The following is a 17,004-nucleotide window of genomic DNA, read 5'->3' as shown; positions in this document are numbered from 1 at the left end:
AAATGAGGTGGTATAATAGGCCCACACAAGAGATTGGAGGTCTGCCCTATGTTTCTGGCAATTAAAGAAATTATGCACAATAAAGCCCGCTACCTGCTAGTGATCGTGACCTTTGTGCTCATTTCTTACCTGGTGTTTTTCCTCACTGGTCTAGCCACTGGTCTGGCCCGGAATAACCGGACCGCAATCGACGCGCTGCCGGGGAATTACGTGCTCATGTCCAAGTATGCCAACAAGAACCTGCTCAGCTCGGTGCTGACCAAAGATCAGTATACCGATGCGGCGAAAAAAGGCACGAGCCTGCTCGGCCAAATGACCGTGGTGGCGGAAAACCCAACGACCAATAAGAAGCTGAACAGCAACATTTTCGGTATCAACCTTGACGGCCGCTTACGCCCCAAGGTGACCAGCGGTCGGCTGCCGGCGAAGAACAGCGAAGTGCTGGCCGACGACAGCGTGACCTACTACGGCGTCAAACAAGGGGACCGGATCACGCTGAATGGCAGTACGCAAAAATACCGCATCGTCGGGCTGACCCACGACCGCCGGTTTGCCACTGTACCTGTATTCTACACGAGTTTAGCCACATATCGGCAAATCAAATTCGGGCAAAAACAAATTGCTAACGTGTCAGCTGTTGTCAGTCCAAAAAAGCTGAAGAACCTGCCGAAAAACACGGAACAGGTAACCAAAGCGGCGCTGATCACCAACATCCCCGGCTACACGGCCCAAACGATGACTTTCATGCTGATGATTGGGGCGATGATCGGCATTACACTGTTGATCATCGGGATCTTCATGTATATCCTGACGATTCAAAAAATCGGCATGTACGGCGTCATGCGCGCCCAAGGAATCCGTACCAGCGCCATCGTCGCGGCCTTGTTCTGGCAAATCCTGGTCCTGGCCGTCGTCGGCGTGGGTATTGGGATCGGCCTATTAGCCCTGACGGCGCTGTGGCTGCCTAAAACGATTCCGTTCTATTCCGATCCCCTGCTGCTGGCGATCATCACCGCGGCCTTGATCGTGATGTCCCTCGTGGGCGGTCTATTCTCCCTGCGCCGGATCCTGCACATCGACCCGCTGGAAGCTATTGGAGGCGAATAATCATGGCATTAATTGATTTGAAACAAGTGACCAAAGTTTACGGCAGCGGCCACACTGCGGTCACGGCCCTGCATCCCACCGACTTCACATTATCGTCAGGCGAGTTTGCCACAGTCATCGGTCCGTCCGGCTCGGGTAAAACGACGTTGCTGACGATCATGGGCAGCCTGCAGCAGCCTACCAGCGGCCAGGTCCTGATCAACGGAGAGGATACCACCAATTACAGCGAACACCAGCGCACCGACCTGCGCTTCAACACCTTCGGCTTCATGCTCCAGGGCAGCAACCTGATTCCCTTCCTCACCGTGAAGGATCAATTAGCCCTGGTGGACCGCTTCAACCACCACAAGCAGCACGCCATGTCAATGGATTCGCTGTTCACTATGCTGGGCATCACCGACTTGGCCCGCAGCTACCCGGCGGAACTCTCCGGCGGCGAACGGCAGCGGGTGGCTATCGCCCGAGCGCTGTATAACGACCCGCCGATCATCCTGGCCGACGAACCCACCGCCAGTCTGGATACCAGCCGGGCTTTACAGGTCACCGAACTGCTGGCCACTATTGCCCACAAAATGAACCGGGGTGTGGTGATGATCACCCACGACACCCGGTTACTGGATACGGTTGATACCGTTTATGAAATGCGCGATGGTGTTTTGCAAAAGCTGGACGCCAGCGGCGTGCAGAAAATCCGCGCGGCGGCGGTTTAGGAAAAGTTAACCCGAAAGATGTGTTAGCCTGGGTCAAAGAAAACCACCCAGATCTATTCTAATAGCGCGCCATACTACGGGGAACTACCATTTGAGGATCTCTTGAGCCGATGGTAGTTCCCCGTAGTGTTTTAGCAGGTGCTGCACATCAGCGACAGTGGGGACGTAGCCGGAGTACATTTGGTTGGTGATGGCAAAGACCAGTTCGTCGTAGACGGTTTTGCTGGGCATGGTAACCCCCATGATGGTTAACTGTTGGGGGTCGCGTTCCAATGGTCTATATGGATTGTTTTGCTTGTCTTTCTTGTCCATAAATGTTTCAACTCCTTCAACAAATTATGCCATATCGTAAGGTCAGATAGCCCGCAGAATGCCTCAAAAATTGGATAAATCAATTGAAAAGTCCCTTAAATTAATTGAGTACGATGAAAACAGTTGACCCCCAGCCCAATCCGGGCTAAACTGTAGCCAATTGAAACGAGCTGGGGTGCCATTAGTGGCTGAGAGAAACCCATGAACCTGATCTGGATAATGCCAGCGGAGGGAGCTCATGTTATTCTTTTTGCCATTCGGTCTTTCTCTCGGCGAGAAAGACCGTTTTTTATCTCCCAATCGTTTCAAAAACACAGGGAGTGATTATTTTATGCAACATGCAAATAGCCAAGTTGCCCAAGTGAATCCAGTCCGCTGGACCATTCGGGACGTTATCTTTTTAGCCCTCATCGGTGTTTTCTTCGGCATTATTTATCAACTGTGGAGCTATGTGTATTACGCCCTGGCCGCGACGCCGCTGAAGCCCTACGCCAACGATATGACCATCGGCGTATGGATCATGGCCGGTCCCTTAGCCGGTGTCCTGCTGCGCAAAGTCGGTGCGTCGGTGATCGGTGAATTACTGGCCGCCGCGGTGGAAATGATGCTGTTCTCCAGCTGGGGGGCCGCCGACCTGATTTCCGGTTTCATTCAGGGTATCGGCAACGAACTGGGCTTCGCCGCCACCGGCTACAAGAATTGGGAAAAATTAGGCCTGCTCATGTCCACCATCGGGGCTACCATCGTCACCTTCGCCTGGGATTGGTTCCAAAGCGGCTACAAGGCCTATACCCCAACCATGAACATTACCTTGCTCATCATTCGCTTTGTCTCCATCGGTTTCTTCTCCGGCGTGCTGGTTTACTGGATCAGACAATTGGTGGCCAAGACAGGATTGTTGAAGTAAATGGACCACTTTGCTGTAACCAATTTGACGTTTGCCTACGCTGAAGATGCGCCGCCGATTTTTCAAGATCTGACCTTTGCCCCGGAACCGGGGACCTTCAACCTGCTGACGGGGCCCTCCGGCAGCGGCAAGTCGACGCTGCTGAAACTGTTAGCCGGGTTGTATCCGCAATACGGCGGCGTTATTCAGTCCGGCCAAGTGACGGTGAACGATACCGAGATCAGCACGCTGCAGCCTTTCCAGCGGGCGGCGCACGTGGCGATGCTGTTTCAAAATCCCAGTCGGCAGTTTGCCATGCGCACGGTGCTGGAACAGTTGCAGTTTGCCCTGGCCAATTTACAACTGAGTCCGCCAGAAATCGACCGGCGCATTCAAACGGTGCTCACCGATCTGCACTTGACGCAATTCACCCACCGGGCGCTGGAAACGCTGTCCGGCGGCGAGCAGCAGCGGGTCGCCCTGGCCAGTGTATTAGCCCTGGGCAGCTCACTGATTCTTTTGGATGAGCCCTTTGCCAATGTCGACGCGGCGGGGCGAACGCAATTATTGGCCGACCTCAAAACCTTGCAGCGCACCCAGCATAAGACGATCATCCTCGCCGACCATGACCTGTCCGGTTACGCCGGCTTAGTGGATCAACTGTACCACGTTGACGGCACCCAGCGTACGCTGCTTCAGGAATCACCGGCCGCGCTGCCGGCAACGACCCCCGCGACCCCCGTTCAGGGCCGGCCGCTGACCACGGGGCCCCTGGCGTGGCATGACCTAAGCCTCACCGTCGGGGACCGGCCGCTGATTACGGCCGCGCAGTTCACTTTGCCCGCTGGCCAGCTGGGACTGCTGTCCGGTGACAATGGGGCCGGCAAATCCACACTGTTCGCCGCCCTGACCCGCCAGCGCCGCTATGCCGGTGACATACGTTACCAAGACCGGCCCGCCAAGCAGTACAAGCTGAAGCAATGGGCCCTGCAGGTGGCAGAAGTGTATCAAAACAGCCCGGATCAGTTCATCCGGATCCAAGCCAGCGATGAATTGGCCTTGTCTGCTCAACACAGTCTGCACCCGACGTACTGGACTGCGGAACGGATCGCCCAGGCGGCAGCCCGGCTGAATCTGGCGGCTGTTTTGGACCACGTCAGTTACGCCTTGTCTGGCGGCCAGCAAAAGAAGCTGCAGGTTTTGAGCATGCTGATCATGGGCCAGCCGGTGCTGCTGCTGGACGAACCCTTTGCCGGCCTGGATCAGGCATCGCTGCAAGCAGTCCTGACTCTCTTGCAGCAGACCGTCCATGACTTGCAGCTCAGTGCGCTGGTTGTTTCCCATCAACGGCAAGGCGTCGTCTCGTTCATGGATTACGAATTGCGTTTGGCTGACCAGCAGCTGCAGCTGATCGCCGGGGAGGCGGCTTGATGACTCAAACGGCAGATACGCCCCGCGGACTGAACGCGGCAACATTAACGCTGATCATGATCGGTATCGGGTTCCCGCTGACCTTCGCCCAGAGCGTATGGCTGAACACCATTGTCGCTGGTCTGGGACTGCTCTATCTCATTGCGCTGCGTGTTTCCTGGCGCAAGGTGAGCCTCATTCTGCTCATCGCCCTGCCCCTGGCCTTCGGCAGCTGGATCTCCTTCTGGTTTTTCGGCACCGTCGACCGCTGGCACCTGGCCTGGATGTATGGCAGCCGGGTGTACGCTTATCTGCTGCTGGGGATGATCGTCACCATGACCGTCAGCACCCAGCGCTGGCTGGTCAGCCTGCACCTGCACTTTCATTTGCCTAATGCCTTTGTCTTCGGCTTGCTGGGCGCGCTGAATATGGCCGATCGCGTGCGCCATGAATTCCGCCGAATCCAGTATTCCGCCCTGATGCGCGGCGAGAATCTGCGCCTGTGGAACCCCCTGCTGTACCTGCGCATCGTCTTAGTTTCCCTGAATTGGTCCAACGATTTAGCCGAAGCAATGACGTCCCAGGGATTTACTGAAAACGCCCCGCGTACCGAACTCATTGCCGACCCCATGCCGGCGTGGCAGTGGGGTCTGGCGGGTGTCCTGATCGTCATTTACTGCGCCGCCGCATTCGGTCTCCGGCCGTGGTAATCATTTCTCGATTGCGTGAGAAAATTTTCACACTGCCTTGCAACGCTTGCGGATATGTGGCACAATCATTGTCAAGCAATCTGTGCAAACAGTGCGCCAATAAATAACGCATGTCAGTGAGCATGCATTTGGAGGCCAATACCGTGGAATCATACAACACTAACAGTACAAACTTAACCCGCAATCAGAAACGGACCATCGTTTCGACTAGTGCGGGTTTTGCTTTGGAAAATATGGATGTCATGTTCTTATCTTTTGCCCTGGCACCAATGATCGCCAGCTTACATATCAGTGGCGCTGAGGCCGGGCTCATTTCTTCGATCACCAACCTTGGAATGCTGGTGGGCGGAGTGATTTTCGGGTTATTAGGGGATCGTATCGGACGGGTGAAGACCTTCTCGCATACGATCTTTATTTTTGCCTTTGCCACGGCGGCCATGTTCTTTGCGAAAAACATCTGGGTCATCTATATCCTGCGCTTCATCGCCGGCATCGGCGCTGGTGGCGAGTATGGCGTCGGGATTACCCTGATCGCTGAGAATTTCAAGAAACAGCACGTTGGCCGGATGACCAGCGTGGCCGCGATTGGCGGTCAAATCGGGGCGATCTTCGCTGCTGTCATGGCGTCCTTGATCATCCCCAACTTCGGTTGGAACGCCCTCTTCCTGGTCGGCCTGGTGCCTGTTGCCCTGGCCTTCATCGTCCGGGAACACTTGCAGGAAAGCCCGGTTTTCTTAGAGAGTCAGCACACCGCTGAGGGGAAGAAAAAAATCAGTCTGGGCCAGCTGTTCACCAGCAAGAAGCAGGCGTACCAAACCATCGCTCTGATGTTCATGGTCGTGGTCCAAATTGCCGGTTACTTCGGCTTGATGAACTGGCTGCCGACAATCATGCAGAAACAACTGGGGATCACCGTATCCGGTTCTTCCATCTGGATGATTGCCACCATCGTCGGCATGTCCATCGGCATGATGACCTTCGGCAGCATCCTGGACTACCTGGGCCCGCGAATGGCCTATACCATCTTCCTGCTGGGGTCCGCCGTCTCCGTCTTCTTGATTACTTTGGCGGCCAATGAAATTACCTTGATCCTCGCCGGTGCCGTATTGGGCTTCTTCTCCAACGGGATGTTCGGCGGTTACGGCGCAATCATTTCCCGCCTGTACCCCACCCACATCCGGGCTACGGCAAACAATTTGATCGTTAACGTTGGCCGGGCTATCGGCGGGTTCTCCTCCGTCGTCATCGGCTTCCTGATGGATCACTACAACTTGATCACGACCATGAGTTTTCTGGCCGTGCTCTACCTGCTGAGCTTCGCCGTGATGTTATCGATTCCTGCCCTGCGTTCCTTGAAGATGCGCAATGCCGCCGACGATGAAGAAGAAAAGACGGCCGCTTAAGCTATTCTAAGCCTCTGCTCCGGCTGGTCATTTTGACCGCCGGAGTTTTTTTCTGCCTTGCACCGCCTGCAATTCCCTACTAAACTGGTCATTATCTTGCAGCAAAGGTGGTTACTTATGGCAGATCAGACACATTCCTTCATTGACACACTCTTGCACCATACATCGATTTGCGCATTTCAAGACACTGCTGTTCCGGCAGAGACCCTGCGCACCCTGGAAGATGTGGCCCAGCACACCGCGTCCAGTCAGTACATGCAGCAGTTCACTCTGATTCGGGTTACGGATCCTGATTTGCGTCAGAAAATTGCAGCGCTGACGACCCACCAATATATTGCCGGGCCGGGCACGTTCTATGTTTTCGTCGTCGATCAAGCCCGCAACGTGCGGCTGGCCGACAATCTGCACGCCGCCACGACCCGCCTCACCGACTGGAATGCTTTCTTAGCCGGCGTTTTCGATGCGACGCTGGCCGCTCAAAATATGGTGGCGGCCGCCGAAAGCACCGGACTGGGTACCGTTTATCTGGGCAGTATCCTGAACGATCCCCAGCAGATGATCGACCTGCTGCACCTGCCCCGCTACACCTTCCCGCTCCTAGGGCTAATGGTCGGCGTGCCAGCGGACAAGCCAGACGCCAAGCCCCGCCTGCCGCACGCCTTAGCGGTGGGCCGTAACAGCTATCCCCAACCGGCCGATACCCCGGCCCTGTGGGACACGTATAATCAGGCGGTGCATACCTACTACGCCGACCGGTCCAGCCAACCCCGGGACACCGATTTTGCCCGAATGGTCGTGGCCAACAGCCAAGGAGATCCCCACCACCGGGGCGAAATTGGCCGCATTCTCAAGAGGCAAGGATTCCAACTCCCGCAAAAATGAATCGAGGTTAATGATGTTTACACTCACCCAATTTGATCAGCACGGTCACCAGGTGGCCCTGGTCTTTCCAGAAGAAAGCCACGCCGCCGCGATTTTCGCCCAAGTGAAGAAAAATCGCGACCTGCTCACCCGCTGGATGCCCTGGACCAAGGACACCAAACACGTTCACGATGAAGAAAATTTCTTGCGCTACGCCCGTACCCAAATGATCAACAATAAGCTGTTTCTCCTAATTATCACAGTGGACGGCACGCCCGCCGGCATGATCGATCTCCACGACTTCGACCAGATGGCCCACCACGCCAGCGTTGGCTACTGGCTGGGAACCGATTATCAGGGTCTCGGCATCATGACCCGGGGGCTGGCCACCCTCTTTGCCGTCGGCTTCACCCGGTTGGGGCTGCGCAAAATCCAAGTGCTGGCCGATGTCGAGAATAAGAAAAGCCGGGCAGTCCCGGAGCGGCTGTTCTGCCACTTGGATGGGATCCTGCCCGACCATATTTATCAAAGCGATGCCTACCATGACGCCGCTCTATACTCCCTGACCCTGCCGAATTATCAGCAGCTAATCAAGGAAGAAAAACTGCGCCCCGTCGATAATATGGAAGTAAACAGCGAGTTGTAACATATCAAAACGAATCTGCCGGAACGTCCGCAATTTGCCGGCTGATAACCGGCTCGTCAGCCAGCGGGGCAGACTGCGGGCCGAAATGACCGGCTCAGTGCTTAACCAGCCGGTGGCCGTCAAGTACCGCAAATAATCCCGCCGGTAACGGATACTCTTGCTCGCCGGCAAATGGGGTGTTTCACCCCAAGCCCGCATATAATTCACGATCTGCCAGCTCAGACTTGTCGTCTGGTCGCTGGCTGTTTTTTTGAAGAAATCCCCCAACGTGGTGGCCGCGTAGCGAATCTCGGCCGGGGAAAGATAATCGGAAACTTGGGTAATGAACGGGTATTGCGAACCGGCCGCTGAACAGCATGGTAAGATCCGACGTAGACATTGCCCGCTAAGTTATAGAACAGCCGGGTAATGTCCTGGGCAAAACCTTCATTGGTGATCGCTAAGCGCGGATCAGTCACCGTCTGGGCCAGCAAGGCTGAATCTGAAGCATTCGCGATGCCGCGACTGGTGGCCGCCTGCAGGGCAGTCCAAGTTTCTAGAGAAAACCGTTCCGGCGCAATCTGTTGGATCTGACGCAGTTGGACCGGGGCAGCATTCAGAGTGTACCCGGCCGCAAACGCGCCATCGATCAGCTGCAAGGACTGGACCAGGTGGCCGCCCAAGGAATGACCGATGCCGTATGCTTTGGTGGTCGTCGGCAATTGGGCCAGGACCTCAGCCACGAACCGGCGGGCGGCGTCGATCTGGGACATTTCCGTATCCTCCCCTAGCAGCACGGCCTGCACGTTGTACCGCCAGTCGCGATAGCCCTCAATTAAATTGGCATCCATGGCCGCCAGCGGATGAGCCAGCGCCTCTGTCAGGTGCAGCGGTTCCGCCGCCCCCTTCGTGTTTTCTGTGCCGCGGAACAGGAAATACACCTCCGGCGGTGCCGCTGGCGGATAGAAGACCACGGCGTCCGCCGACAGGCCGGTATCCGCTGCCGCCGGTACCAGCGTCCGGGCATTGTACGTCGCAATGGGGATCCCGAAGATATGGTTCAACCGCCATAATTGCCACTGCCAAAACTGTTCCGGCGTCAGCGTTTGATAATTCGCCATCTGGTATTCCGCCGCAATCGCTGCAAACACAAAAGTCCGCTGGTGGATCAAGCTATCCACCGGATAAGGTACACTCTCAGCGGTGTAACGGGTCGGCGCTGCGTTGAGCGTGCTGCTCCCCAACAGTGCCGCCAAGGCTCGGAGTTGGGCGGGGAGCGACAGCCCAATGGCTTTGGCCAACTGGGTCAGGACGTCTTGGGGTGTATCACTCGTCGTACGCCACGGCAGCCGGGCACTGACCTGTTCCACCAGCTGACGGGGCAGGAACGCCGCTGGTTGCGCTTTGGCCACCGCTGCCGCCAACAGCGCGTGCTGGGCAGCGGAAAAGTCCGTCGGCGCTCCCGCAAAATAATCCTGCAAGTCTCCCAGAACTTGGGCTTTTTCCTTCGTTAAATTGGCGATGGCCGCCCGCAAGTCATCAATCCGAGTCCACATCGTCGGCGCCTGAACGGGATTGCCGGCCAGCGGCACACACGTCTGCAAGTCAAAAAAGGCCCGCTCGTATCGGTGGGCCAAAGCGTCCAACTGAATACTCGCGGCCATGATCGTGGTCAAACTCATTGCAAGTTGCCCACGTGGAAAGTCAGCTTGCCCACGGCGTGCCCGGCCTGCAGGGTATGCAGACCCTCCGTCAGCGTCTCGGTCGTCAATACCGGGAAGGTCCGCGTCGCAGTGGGCCGAATCGCGCCGCTTTGCAATAAGTCGGCCAGCTGCTGCAGGATGGCACCCTGGGAGGCGACATTGACCCCCGCATCGGTCTTAGCCGACATATATTCAAAGTCAAAACTGGCGGATTTGTTTTTCAGCGGGGCCAGGGCTAAGGGGCCGCTGGGTTCCACAATGGATCCCACATGACCGAAATAAGCCACCAGGTCCGCCGCCACCTGGGCGTAGGGCACCGGTTGATACAAAATAGCGACACCAGTGGGCGCAGCCAGATTCAAGGCTTGATACGCGGTGGTCAGGTCCTGATGATAATCCAGCGCATGGTCCACACCATTGGCCGTGAGCCAATCGAAGTTCTTAGGTGACGCCGTGGCGACGACCGTTAAACCGCTCCACTTCGCCAACTGGGTCAAAATCGAGCCCACGCCGCCAGCACCGTTGATCACCAGCAATACCTGACCGTGATTAGCACCCGCCGAGGCGGTATAACCCATTTTTTCAAATAACAGCTCCCAGGCCGTGATCCCGGTCAAGGGCAGGCTGGCGAGAAAAGTGGATTCAAACCCTCTGGGGGTCGCCACCACTAACTTGCTAGTGACGCTCTGATACCGGGCAAAGCTGCCCTGGCGCTGGCCCTCACCGGCGAAGAAGACTTTTTGTCCCGCTGAGAACCCGCTGACGTTGGCTCCCGTCCGCACGACCCGGCCGACGGTATCAAAACCCATCACCTGCTGGTCCCCGCTGGCCGCCCGCTTGAGGTCCACCGGATTGACACTGGCGCCGCTCACGGCCACCAGCACATCATCCGGACCCACCACGGGCATGGGAATCTCCTGTTCGGTCACAACAGCTTTTTTATCCTGCAAATGAATGAAGAAACCACGATTTGTTTCTGCCATATCCATAACCTGCTTTCCTTAAACAACCAACGGCCACGTCGGTCCGAAGATGAGAAATAATGCGATCAGCGAAAGAAGCAGCCAAAACGAAACAGTCACCAGGGTGCCCCACAACAGTTGCGGCCACAACGTCGCAGCCTTGGCCCAAAGATACAAACTGGCCAGGCCGGGCAGCAGCGGTCCGGCGATGCTGACAGCAAGCAGCCCCGCCGGATGCCGGGTCAAACCGGCCAGCCAGTCGCGCCGCATGAAATACACCGCGCCGATGGCGATATACGCCAGCACTGTCACTAAGACCAGTATCCACCGGTTATGTCGTTTCGTCATCTCCAGCGCTCCTTTCCTGCCTCCATATTATTTTAGCATTGTCCGCGAGGTCCGCCCAACTTTCACGTGCCCGGCCAATTCTTTCTTATGCGCAGCTTTTTTTGGTTGTAGGATAAAGACAGAAAGTCAGAAAGCAGGCAATAAATATGGCACAACAACAAGTGGCGCGGCACACTCAATGGGCAATTTTGGCCGTCGGGCTGCTCTCGTTCACTGGTATCTTAGTCGAAACATCCTTGAATGTGGCGTTTTATACCTTGACGCGCCAACTGGGCATCACCTTGAGCACGGTACAGTGGCTGACATCGGGGTATTTGTTAATGGTGACGATCGTGATGAGCACGACCGCGTACTTGATCCAGCGCTTCGCTGCCCAAAGCTTATTCCGCTTCGCGGTGGGCATGGCGTTGATTGGCGCGACTCTTTGCGCCGCCGCTCCGAACTTCCCCATCTTGCTGCTGGGCCGATTAGCCCAGGCCGTAGCCACGGGAATCGCCACGCCGTTAATGTTCTATCTGATCATGGCTCTGATCCCCCATCGCCAACTGGGAACTTATATGGGCTTAGCCAGCATGATCATTTCTCTAGCCCCGGCATTGGGCCCAACCTATGGCGGCTGGCTCACCTCCGCCTTGAGCTGGCGGCTGATTTTTGTCGTCATTCTGCCGGTAATCGGCGGTGTGTTTCTGTTAGGCCAAAAATTTATCCAACTGCCGGCCAAACCCCAGCATCGCCGCTTCGATTGGTCTGGGCTGATCCTGCTCGCCGGAGTACTGGTCGGCTTAAGCGACGCGGTGGAAAATATCGGCACCCTCGGCTGGACCAGTGGCTCAGTCCTTAGTTGGGGCGGACTTTTTTTGGCCGCTCTCCTGCTCCTGCTCTGGCATATCAAGACCAGCAATGCCCTGTTGCTGAACTTCAGGATCTTGCGAACGCCAGCCGTTGCCCTCTGGGCCATCGTCTTCTTCTCATTGCAGTTCGCCAACATCGGCTTATCGTTCCTGCTGCCGCAATTCAGTCAAAACGTCTTGCACAGCAGCGCACTGACAGCAGGACTGATGCTCCTGCCTGGATCGATTCTCGGCGGCCTGATGTCGCGTCTGGCCGGCCATGTTTATGACCGCACGGGTTTCCGTCTGCCGCTGCTGCTCAGCAACACTGCCATTCTGCTCAGCTGTCTGCTCTTTTGGGGACTGACAGGCTGGCTTGGCGGTGTGTTAATCACCCTGCTGTACATGCTCTTCCGCTTCGGCTTCAACTTTGGCTTCGGCAACACGATGTCCGACGCCTCACTCAGAGTGCCTGGTTCGGCAAAGGGCGATTTGAATTCGCTTTTCAACACCCTGCAGCAATACGCCGGCTCCATGGGTACCAGTGTCCTATCCGCCATCTTAGCGGCCAATGAGCGCGGCGCTGGCACACCGAAAGCGGCCGCGATCACGGCCGGCAGCCGCCAGTCGTTTCTCCTCATTGCGGCCTTGGGCCTGCTCGGCATCGTGCTCACGCTCATGGTAAAATCAAAGAAAACCGTGTAGAGGAGACCGCTATTATGGCCGCAGAAGAACCTACCGTCATCGAAAATAAAACACTCAGTATCGACGATCTCATCCCTGAAACCACATATCGCCATTGCACTCTGGATTATTCCAATCAGGACATCAACGTCCAGCAGGTCACGCTGGATAATTGTACTTTTGTCCAGCATGATTTCACCAAAAGTGCCTGGCTGGATTGCACGTTCATCGGCCTCGATTGGTCCAATTGCCAATTCGGCGGCAGCTACTTCACCGGTTGTACGTTCAAGGACACCAAACTGGTCGGCGCCGACCTCTACAATTGCGGTATCGTCGACTTGACGCTGACCGACTGTCTGGCCAATTACGTCAACTTTTCCGAAAGCATTATTAAGGGATTGCACGCCAGCGCCAGCCGCTTGCAGGAATCCTATTGGACGGCCGTGAAGTTCACCCGCAAGATTCAGTTTGCCCACTGCGATCTGACCCGAGCGGACTTTGGCGAAACCAAACTGAAGAATTTAGATTTCACCACGTCTGAGTTAGCCGGATTGCGCTTCGACTGGCACCTCGCCCAGGGGATGAAAATATCCCCAGACCAGGCGCCGAACCTGGTGGGGATGATGGGGATCACTGTTGTTTATTGAATTGCGCTTTTCTTGATGCGCGTGAAGTATTCCGCGTCGTTTTCGTGCCAAATGGTTGCGCCGTTCTTCAACTGCACGGCCAGGGACGCCGGATTATCCTTGTGGACAGACAAATAGATGTGCTCCTCCGGCACAATTCTGGCTGCCTCCCGCAGGGTCAGCGCCAAGCCGGTATTCGCGTAGCCATGCCCACGGTAAGCCGGTAAAATGGCATAGCCGATGTGGCCAGCCCCATTGCGCAGGGCTGGCGTCAGGTAATGCCGCACCCGGAACAAGCCGACGATCGTATCGTCCGCCCAAAGGAAGAAATCCGTTTCCGGGACAAAACCCGCCGGCAAATCAATGCCTTGCGGGGCATTGAGCATCGCTGGCAACGCCTTAGCCAAGAACTCTTGGCGGGAAATGCCGTAATTTTTATTGGCAAAGCCGTTCTCGCTTTGCAAGGCGGTGATGGCTGCAAATTCCTGTTCAGCATCAGCGGCATTGGTTGCTTTCAAACGCAGCATGGACAACATCCTTTCAATCGGTGGGATGTTTTGATTATACCGCGATAAATTTTGAGCAAAATAAAAATCCGCCAATTGCTGACGGATTTTCTTTGTCTTATTGATCCAATCCCGTCGGCTCACCAGGCAGCTTCTGTGCTGCCGCTTGGCTCGCCGCAGCTCGAATTGCGTGGGAATGGGCCGAAATTTCCTGCTCCCGGTGACGGGTGAAAGGATACCAGATCATTGGAATCAACCCAACCACTAAACAAAGCAGCGGGATCGCCCCCGTGGCCAGCCGAATGCCCCATTGCGCCTGGGGCGTCTGGACAGCCGCCTTGCCCACATAACCAGCGGTACCGATCACATTGGTAAAGATGATCAGCTGAATACTGGCAAAAGCGGTGGTACATAGATTGAACATGCCGTTATACAACCCCGTTTTACGCACGCCGGTCCGCCATTCATCCTCATCAATGATCAGGCCGTTCATCGGTCCAATCGCCACTCCGAAGTAAATCGTCGAAATAACGATTAACGTCCAGAAGATACTGATCTCCCAAATTGTGGTGGCGAAAGTGATTCCCAAATAGCCGATGCTCGCCGGGATCATTCCCCAGTAAATCGCTAATTTGGTCCCATAAGCCTTCGTGATCGAGTTCATGATCGGCATCAGCATCAGAGCCACCACGTGGGCCGCAGTATTGATAATCGTCGCTGTGATGCCGTCGACTTTGACCACACCGCCCATGTAGTACAAATACGCTGTCGTGTAAAAACGCAAAGCCCCCATGGCAATGATGGAATACGCAATGGCGGCAAGAAACGGCCGCGACTTCAAAATCGACCAGGCCATCTTCAAAGTTTCCCGAAAATCCGTATGGACCAGTTCCACTGAAGCATACAGCTCGGGCGGATCCGGCAGCCCCCACAGAGCGACAACGAAGATGGCCGACTGAAACAGCATGATCACCATGAATACCGGAATGAAAACCCGCTGCGTCGTGTGGTTGATCAGCAGCAAAGTTGGCACGACGGACACCGCCCAGGACATGATGTACGTGACGTAATTGCCGATCGTCCCAATGTCCATCCGCTCTTCCTTAGTCGGCGCCCGCAACAGGACATAGGAACTCAGCGCAATGTTGTACACCGTTTGCGCTGTGTCAAAGATAAACAGCAGGCCCGTAAACACGCCGAAAATCACCCATTGGCTCCAACTGGGACTGCTCCAAGCCATGGCAAAGGTTGCCAGCAGCATCACCGGCACCGTGACTTTCATCAGATAAACATACTTGCCCCGCTTCGGATCCGGCGGCCGCCGGTCCAGCAGCACCCCAAAAAGCGGGTCATTCACCGCATTCCAGATGTTATACAAAGTGTAGACCCAGCCAACCATGGCGGGGGTCAAACCGATCACATCCGTGTAATACTTCAGAAAGACCTGATGAATGATCACCCCGGACACCGACAGAATCGGTGCCGGCAGCGATAGCTTGAACTTATCTTTGAAGGACAAGCCCGGACTGTTGAATGTGAAAGCGTCCTTCAGCATGTGGGCGATCCGTTGCACGCACATCCCCCCTAACTATCTGATGACTCTAATTAACCAATATGCAAATGCAGCACAACTTCCTGCTCCGCATCAGCGGTAATAAACAGCACCCCGCTTTCGCTGCCGGGCAAGGCCTTCTTATCCGCGCGCACGCCCTGCTCAGCCAGCTGACTGATCGCCACGGTGTGCAGATGCGGCACGAAGATTCGGCTGGTACCTGGGAACGCCTTGTACGTCAAATCAAATTGCTGAGTCGCTGGATCATAGTGATAGGCATGCAGCTTGCCGTTAATCGCCTGGGGATAGGGCCGCTCCAGAACCCGTGCCGTGGGGCTGGTGAAGTAGCCCTCATAGTAACTCCAGTAAGTCTGGCTCCACTCGTTGGCTTCAATTTGTTTCACGTGGAATTCGCTAATGGCCTTCGTCTCCGGCTGATCGAAATACGCGCCCCATTCACCCAAAACCAGCGGCACGTGCCACTTCTCTTGCACCTGCCGATGAACCGCCAGCGTATGGCCCAACCGCGCCATACTGTAATTCTCAAAGTGGTTGGTATCCACCACCAGATCATAAGCGTGGGGCGCGAAGACTTCATTTTTATCCGGAGAGAAAGAAATGGCCGTCGGAATACCAATATTGGCGAAGAAGCTCGTCTCCAAGAAGAGCGCCTTGCCGTTCAACAGGTCGTGCAGGCCAGCCGCCATTTTATCGTAGAACGGGTTCAAGGTGGCCTTTTCAAATGCCTGCACCGGCGCCGTCAGCTTCTGCAAGATCTCACCATAAGTAGCCGCATCGTTCAATTGGGCTAACAACCCCTGCTTCTTCGTGTCATCCAGCCAAATACCCATCAGCTGTTCCGGGGACATCTGCAGTTTCTCACCCAAATAACCGATAAGCGTCTGCACTACTTCCTGGGATTGGGAACCCGGGAATGGCTCATTCATCAAGTCGAAGCCGATCACATTCTCAGCTTCCAGGAAATACTTGGCGATGGCTTGCCAAGCGTTCAAATAGTGGTCCTGCAGCCCCTTGCCATCGCCAGCCGGGGCATTTTGCCAGAAATTATCCAGCGCCCGATGCAAGCCCGGGCTGATGAAGTAGCTGTCGCTCCACAGGTCACTCCGGTTGAAGGGCAGGCCGTCGTCCAGCACCGCCCAGTCCGGGGCGCCATCGCCCCATTTAGCGGCGTACAGGTCCTGGTGCATGTCCAAGAAAACATAGATCTCGTGCCGCTGAGCCAGTTGAATCTGCTCGGCAACCCGCGCCAAATACGCTTCATCGATCTGGCCCGGTGCCGGTTCGACTTTGTTCCAATAAATACCGAAGCGGATCAGATTGATGCCATGGGCCGCCAGCTGTTCATAAAGCGGGTCCCCGCCGGGGGTGATGAAATCATGGTCAGCTTCTTTATCCACCAAGTTGATGCCGTTGAAAATGACCTGCTCACCCCGTTCATTAACGAAGCGATCACCCTGTACGCGCATTTTATCCATTATGTTATTCCTCCGATCAAATAAATTGCTGTGACTGGTGCAACCGATTCCAACGTAAGCTATTTGGTCAGGAAAAGCAAGCAATTCGCCCGCCAGTGTGCGTTATTTAATCCGCCAAAAAAAGCCGCCTGCCGGGTGCACTAACACATCCGGCAAGCGGCTTTAGCGACGCTTGTTCTGGAAGCTGATGACGTTATGGCTTTGTCTAAGTGGTTGCCCCAACCCGCCGTCGCCCGCGTGCTGGGGCAAGGTCAACATAGGGACACCAGCCTG

18 protein-coding genes and 1 riboswitch are annotated in these 17,004 nt (G+C 55.7%); of the genes, 10 read left to right on the top strand and 8 right to left on the bottom strand.

Features of this window, described 5'->3' with window-relative positions; all coding sequences use genetic code 11:
* Window positions 1-48: 48 nt before the first annotated feature.
* Both FMM01_RS14875 and FMM01_RS14870 read left to right on the top strand, forming a co-directional pair.
* A complete protein-coding gene (locus tag FMM01_RS14875) occupies window positions 49-1,107 on the top strand; it encodes an ABC transporter permease (RefSeq protein WP_063516080.1) in 1,059 nt (352 codons plus the stop codon).
* On the top strand, window positions 1,107-1,817 hold the full coding sequence (locus tag FMM01_RS14870; protein WP_150393037.1) for an ABC transporter ATP-binding protein: 711 nt from the start codon (window positions 1,107-1,109) through the stop codon (window positions 1,815-1,817). The genes FMM01_RS14875 and FMM01_RS14870 overlap by 1 nt, the downstream gene beginning before the upstream one ends.
* 84 nt (window positions 1,818-1,901) lie before the next feature.
* Here the strand turns inward: FMM01_RS14870 and FMM01_RS14865 are convergent, their stop codons facing one another.
* Complete coding sequence (locus FMM01_RS14865; protein ID WP_146994064.1) at window positions 1,902-2,129, bottom strand: hypothetical protein; 228 nt, start codon at window positions 2,127-2,129, stop codon at window positions 1,902-1,904.
* A 161-nt stretch (window positions 2,130-2,290) separates the two neighbouring features.
* A riboswitch (TPP riboswitch) is annotated at window positions 2,291-2,380 on the top strand.
* 80 nt (window positions 2,381-2,460) lie between these two features.
* On the opposite strand from FMM01_RS14865, the gene FMM01_RS14860 reads away from it, so the two are divergent.
* The 6 genes from FMM01_RS14860 (at window position 2,461) to FMM01_RS14835 (ending at window position 8,045) form a co-directional block, all read left to right on the top strand.
* Window positions 2,461-3,036, top strand: a complete 576-nt coding sequence (locus tag FMM01_RS14860) for an ECF transporter S component (RefSeq protein WP_150393036.1) — start codon at window positions 2,461-2,463, stop codon at window positions 3,034-3,036.
* Entirely contained in the window at window positions 3,037-4,446 is a 1,410-nt protein-coding gene (locus FMM01_RS14855; RefSeq protein WP_150393035.1) for an ATP-binding cassette domain-containing protein, read from the top strand. It abuts the gene before it with no gap.
* Window positions 4,446-5,135 (top strand): energy-coupling factor transporter transmembrane component T family protein, encoded by a 690-nt coding sequence (locus FMM01_RS14850; protein WP_150393034.1) that lies wholly within the window; start codon window positions 4,446-4,448, stop codon window positions 5,133-5,135. Before FMM01_RS14855 ends, FMM01_RS14850 begins: the two co-directional genes overlap by 1 nt.
* A 143-nt stretch (window positions 5,136-5,278) precedes the next feature.
* A complete protein-coding gene (locus FMM01_RS14845) occupies window positions 5,279-6,538 on the top strand; it encodes an MFS transporter (RefSeq protein WP_336495132.1) in 1,260 nt (419 codons plus the stop codon).
* Window positions 6,539-6,655: 117 nt separating this feature from the next.
* Complete coding sequence (locus tag FMM01_RS14840; protein WP_150393032.1) at window positions 6,656-7,420, top strand: nitroreductase family protein; 765 nt, start codon at window positions 6,656-6,658, stop codon at window positions 7,418-7,420.
* A 10-nt stretch (window positions 7,421-7,430) separates the two neighbouring features.
* Complete coding sequence (locus tag FMM01_RS14835) at window positions 7,431-8,045, top strand: GNAT family N-acetyltransferase (protein ID WP_150393031.1); 615 nt, start codon at window positions 7,431-7,433, stop codon at window positions 8,043-8,045.
* Here the strand turns inward: FMM01_RS14835 and FMM01_RS14830 are convergent.
* From FMM01_RS14830 to FMM01_RS14815, 4 genes are read right to left on the bottom strand one after another with little or no spacing between them, the layout of a single operon-like run.
* Window positions 7,986-8,252 (bottom strand): hypothetical protein, encoded by a 267-nt coding sequence (locus FMM01_RS14830; protein ID WP_150393030.1) that lies wholly within the window; start codon window positions 8,250-8,252, stop codon window positions 7,986-7,988. The genes FMM01_RS14835 and FMM01_RS14830 overlap by 60 nt on opposite strands.
* Window positions 8,253-8,263: 11 nt before the next feature.
* Window positions 8,264-9,706: a DUF6792 domain-containing protein gene (locus FMM01_RS14825; RefSeq protein ID WP_150393029.1), complete on the bottom strand. Its 1,443-nt coding sequence runs from the start codon at window positions 9,704-9,706 to the stop codon at window positions 8,264-8,266.
* Window positions 9,703-10,710 carry an alcohol dehydrogenase catalytic domain-containing protein gene (locus tag FMM01_RS14820; RefSeq protein ID WP_063516094.1) on the bottom strand — a complete coding sequence of 336 codons (1,008 nt, stop codon included), beginning with the start codon at window positions 10,708-10,710 and terminating at the stop codon, window positions 9,703-9,705. The genes FMM01_RS14825 and FMM01_RS14820 overlap by 4 nt, the downstream gene beginning before the upstream one ends.
* 18 nt (window positions 10,711-10,728) lie before the next feature.
* A complete protein-coding gene (locus FMM01_RS14815) occupies window positions 10,729-11,037 on the bottom strand; it encodes a hypothetical protein (RefSeq protein WP_027828761.1) in 309 nt (102 codons plus the stop codon).
* 146 nt (window positions 11,038-11,183) lie between these two features.
* Here FMM01_RS14815 and FMM01_RS14810 point away from each other — a divergent pair, with 146 nt between their 5' ends.
* Together FMM01_RS14810 and FMM01_RS14805 are read left to right on the top strand one after the other, a co-directional pair.
* Window positions 11,184-12,572: an MFS transporter gene (locus tag FMM01_RS14810; RefSeq protein WP_150393028.1), complete on the top strand. Its 1,389-nt coding sequence runs from the start codon at window positions 11,184-11,186 to the stop codon at window positions 12,570-12,572.
* 14 nt (window positions 12,573-12,586) lie between these two features.
* Entirely contained in the window at window positions 12,587-13,198 is a 612-nt protein-coding gene (locus FMM01_RS14805) for a pentapeptide repeat-containing protein (protein ID WP_027828763.1), read from the top strand.
* On the opposite strand, the gene FMM01_RS14800 is transcribed toward FMM01_RS14805, so the two are convergent.
* The 3 genes from FMM01_RS14800 to FMM01_RS14790 all read right to left on the bottom strand — a co-directional run bounded on the left by FMM01_RS14800 (window position 13,192) and on the right by FMM01_RS14790 (window position 16,731).
* Window positions 13,192-13,704 (bottom strand): GNAT family N-acetyltransferase, encoded by a 513-nt coding sequence (locus tag FMM01_RS14800; RefSeq protein WP_150393027.1) that lies wholly within the window; start codon window positions 13,702-13,704, stop codon window positions 13,192-13,194. The genes FMM01_RS14805 and FMM01_RS14800 overlap by 7 nt on opposite strands.
* Before the next feature lie 97 nt (window positions 13,705-13,801).
* Window positions 13,802-15,256 carry an MFS transporter gene (locus FMM01_RS14795; protein WP_223849974.1) on the bottom strand — a complete coding sequence of 485 codons (1,455 nt, stop codon included), beginning with the start codon at window positions 15,254-15,256 and terminating at the stop codon, window positions 13,802-13,804.
* Window positions 15,257-15,288: 32 nt separating this feature from the next.
* Window positions 15,289-16,731, bottom strand: a complete 1,443-nt coding sequence (locus FMM01_RS14790; protein WP_063516087.1) for a cellulase family glycosylhydrolase — start codon at window positions 16,729-16,731, stop codon at window positions 15,289-15,291.
* Window positions 16,732-17,004: the final 273 nt, after the last annotated feature.

This window comes from Schleiferilactobacillus harbinensis, assembly GCF_008694105.1.
In the GTDB taxonomy this organism is placed as follows: Bacteria; Bacillota; Bacilli; order Lactobacillales; family Lactobacillaceae; genus Schleiferilactobacillus; species Schleiferilactobacillus harbinensis.
Note: the sequence above shows the minus strand (reverse complement) of the source record. Positions and strands in the feature narration are given on the sequence as shown.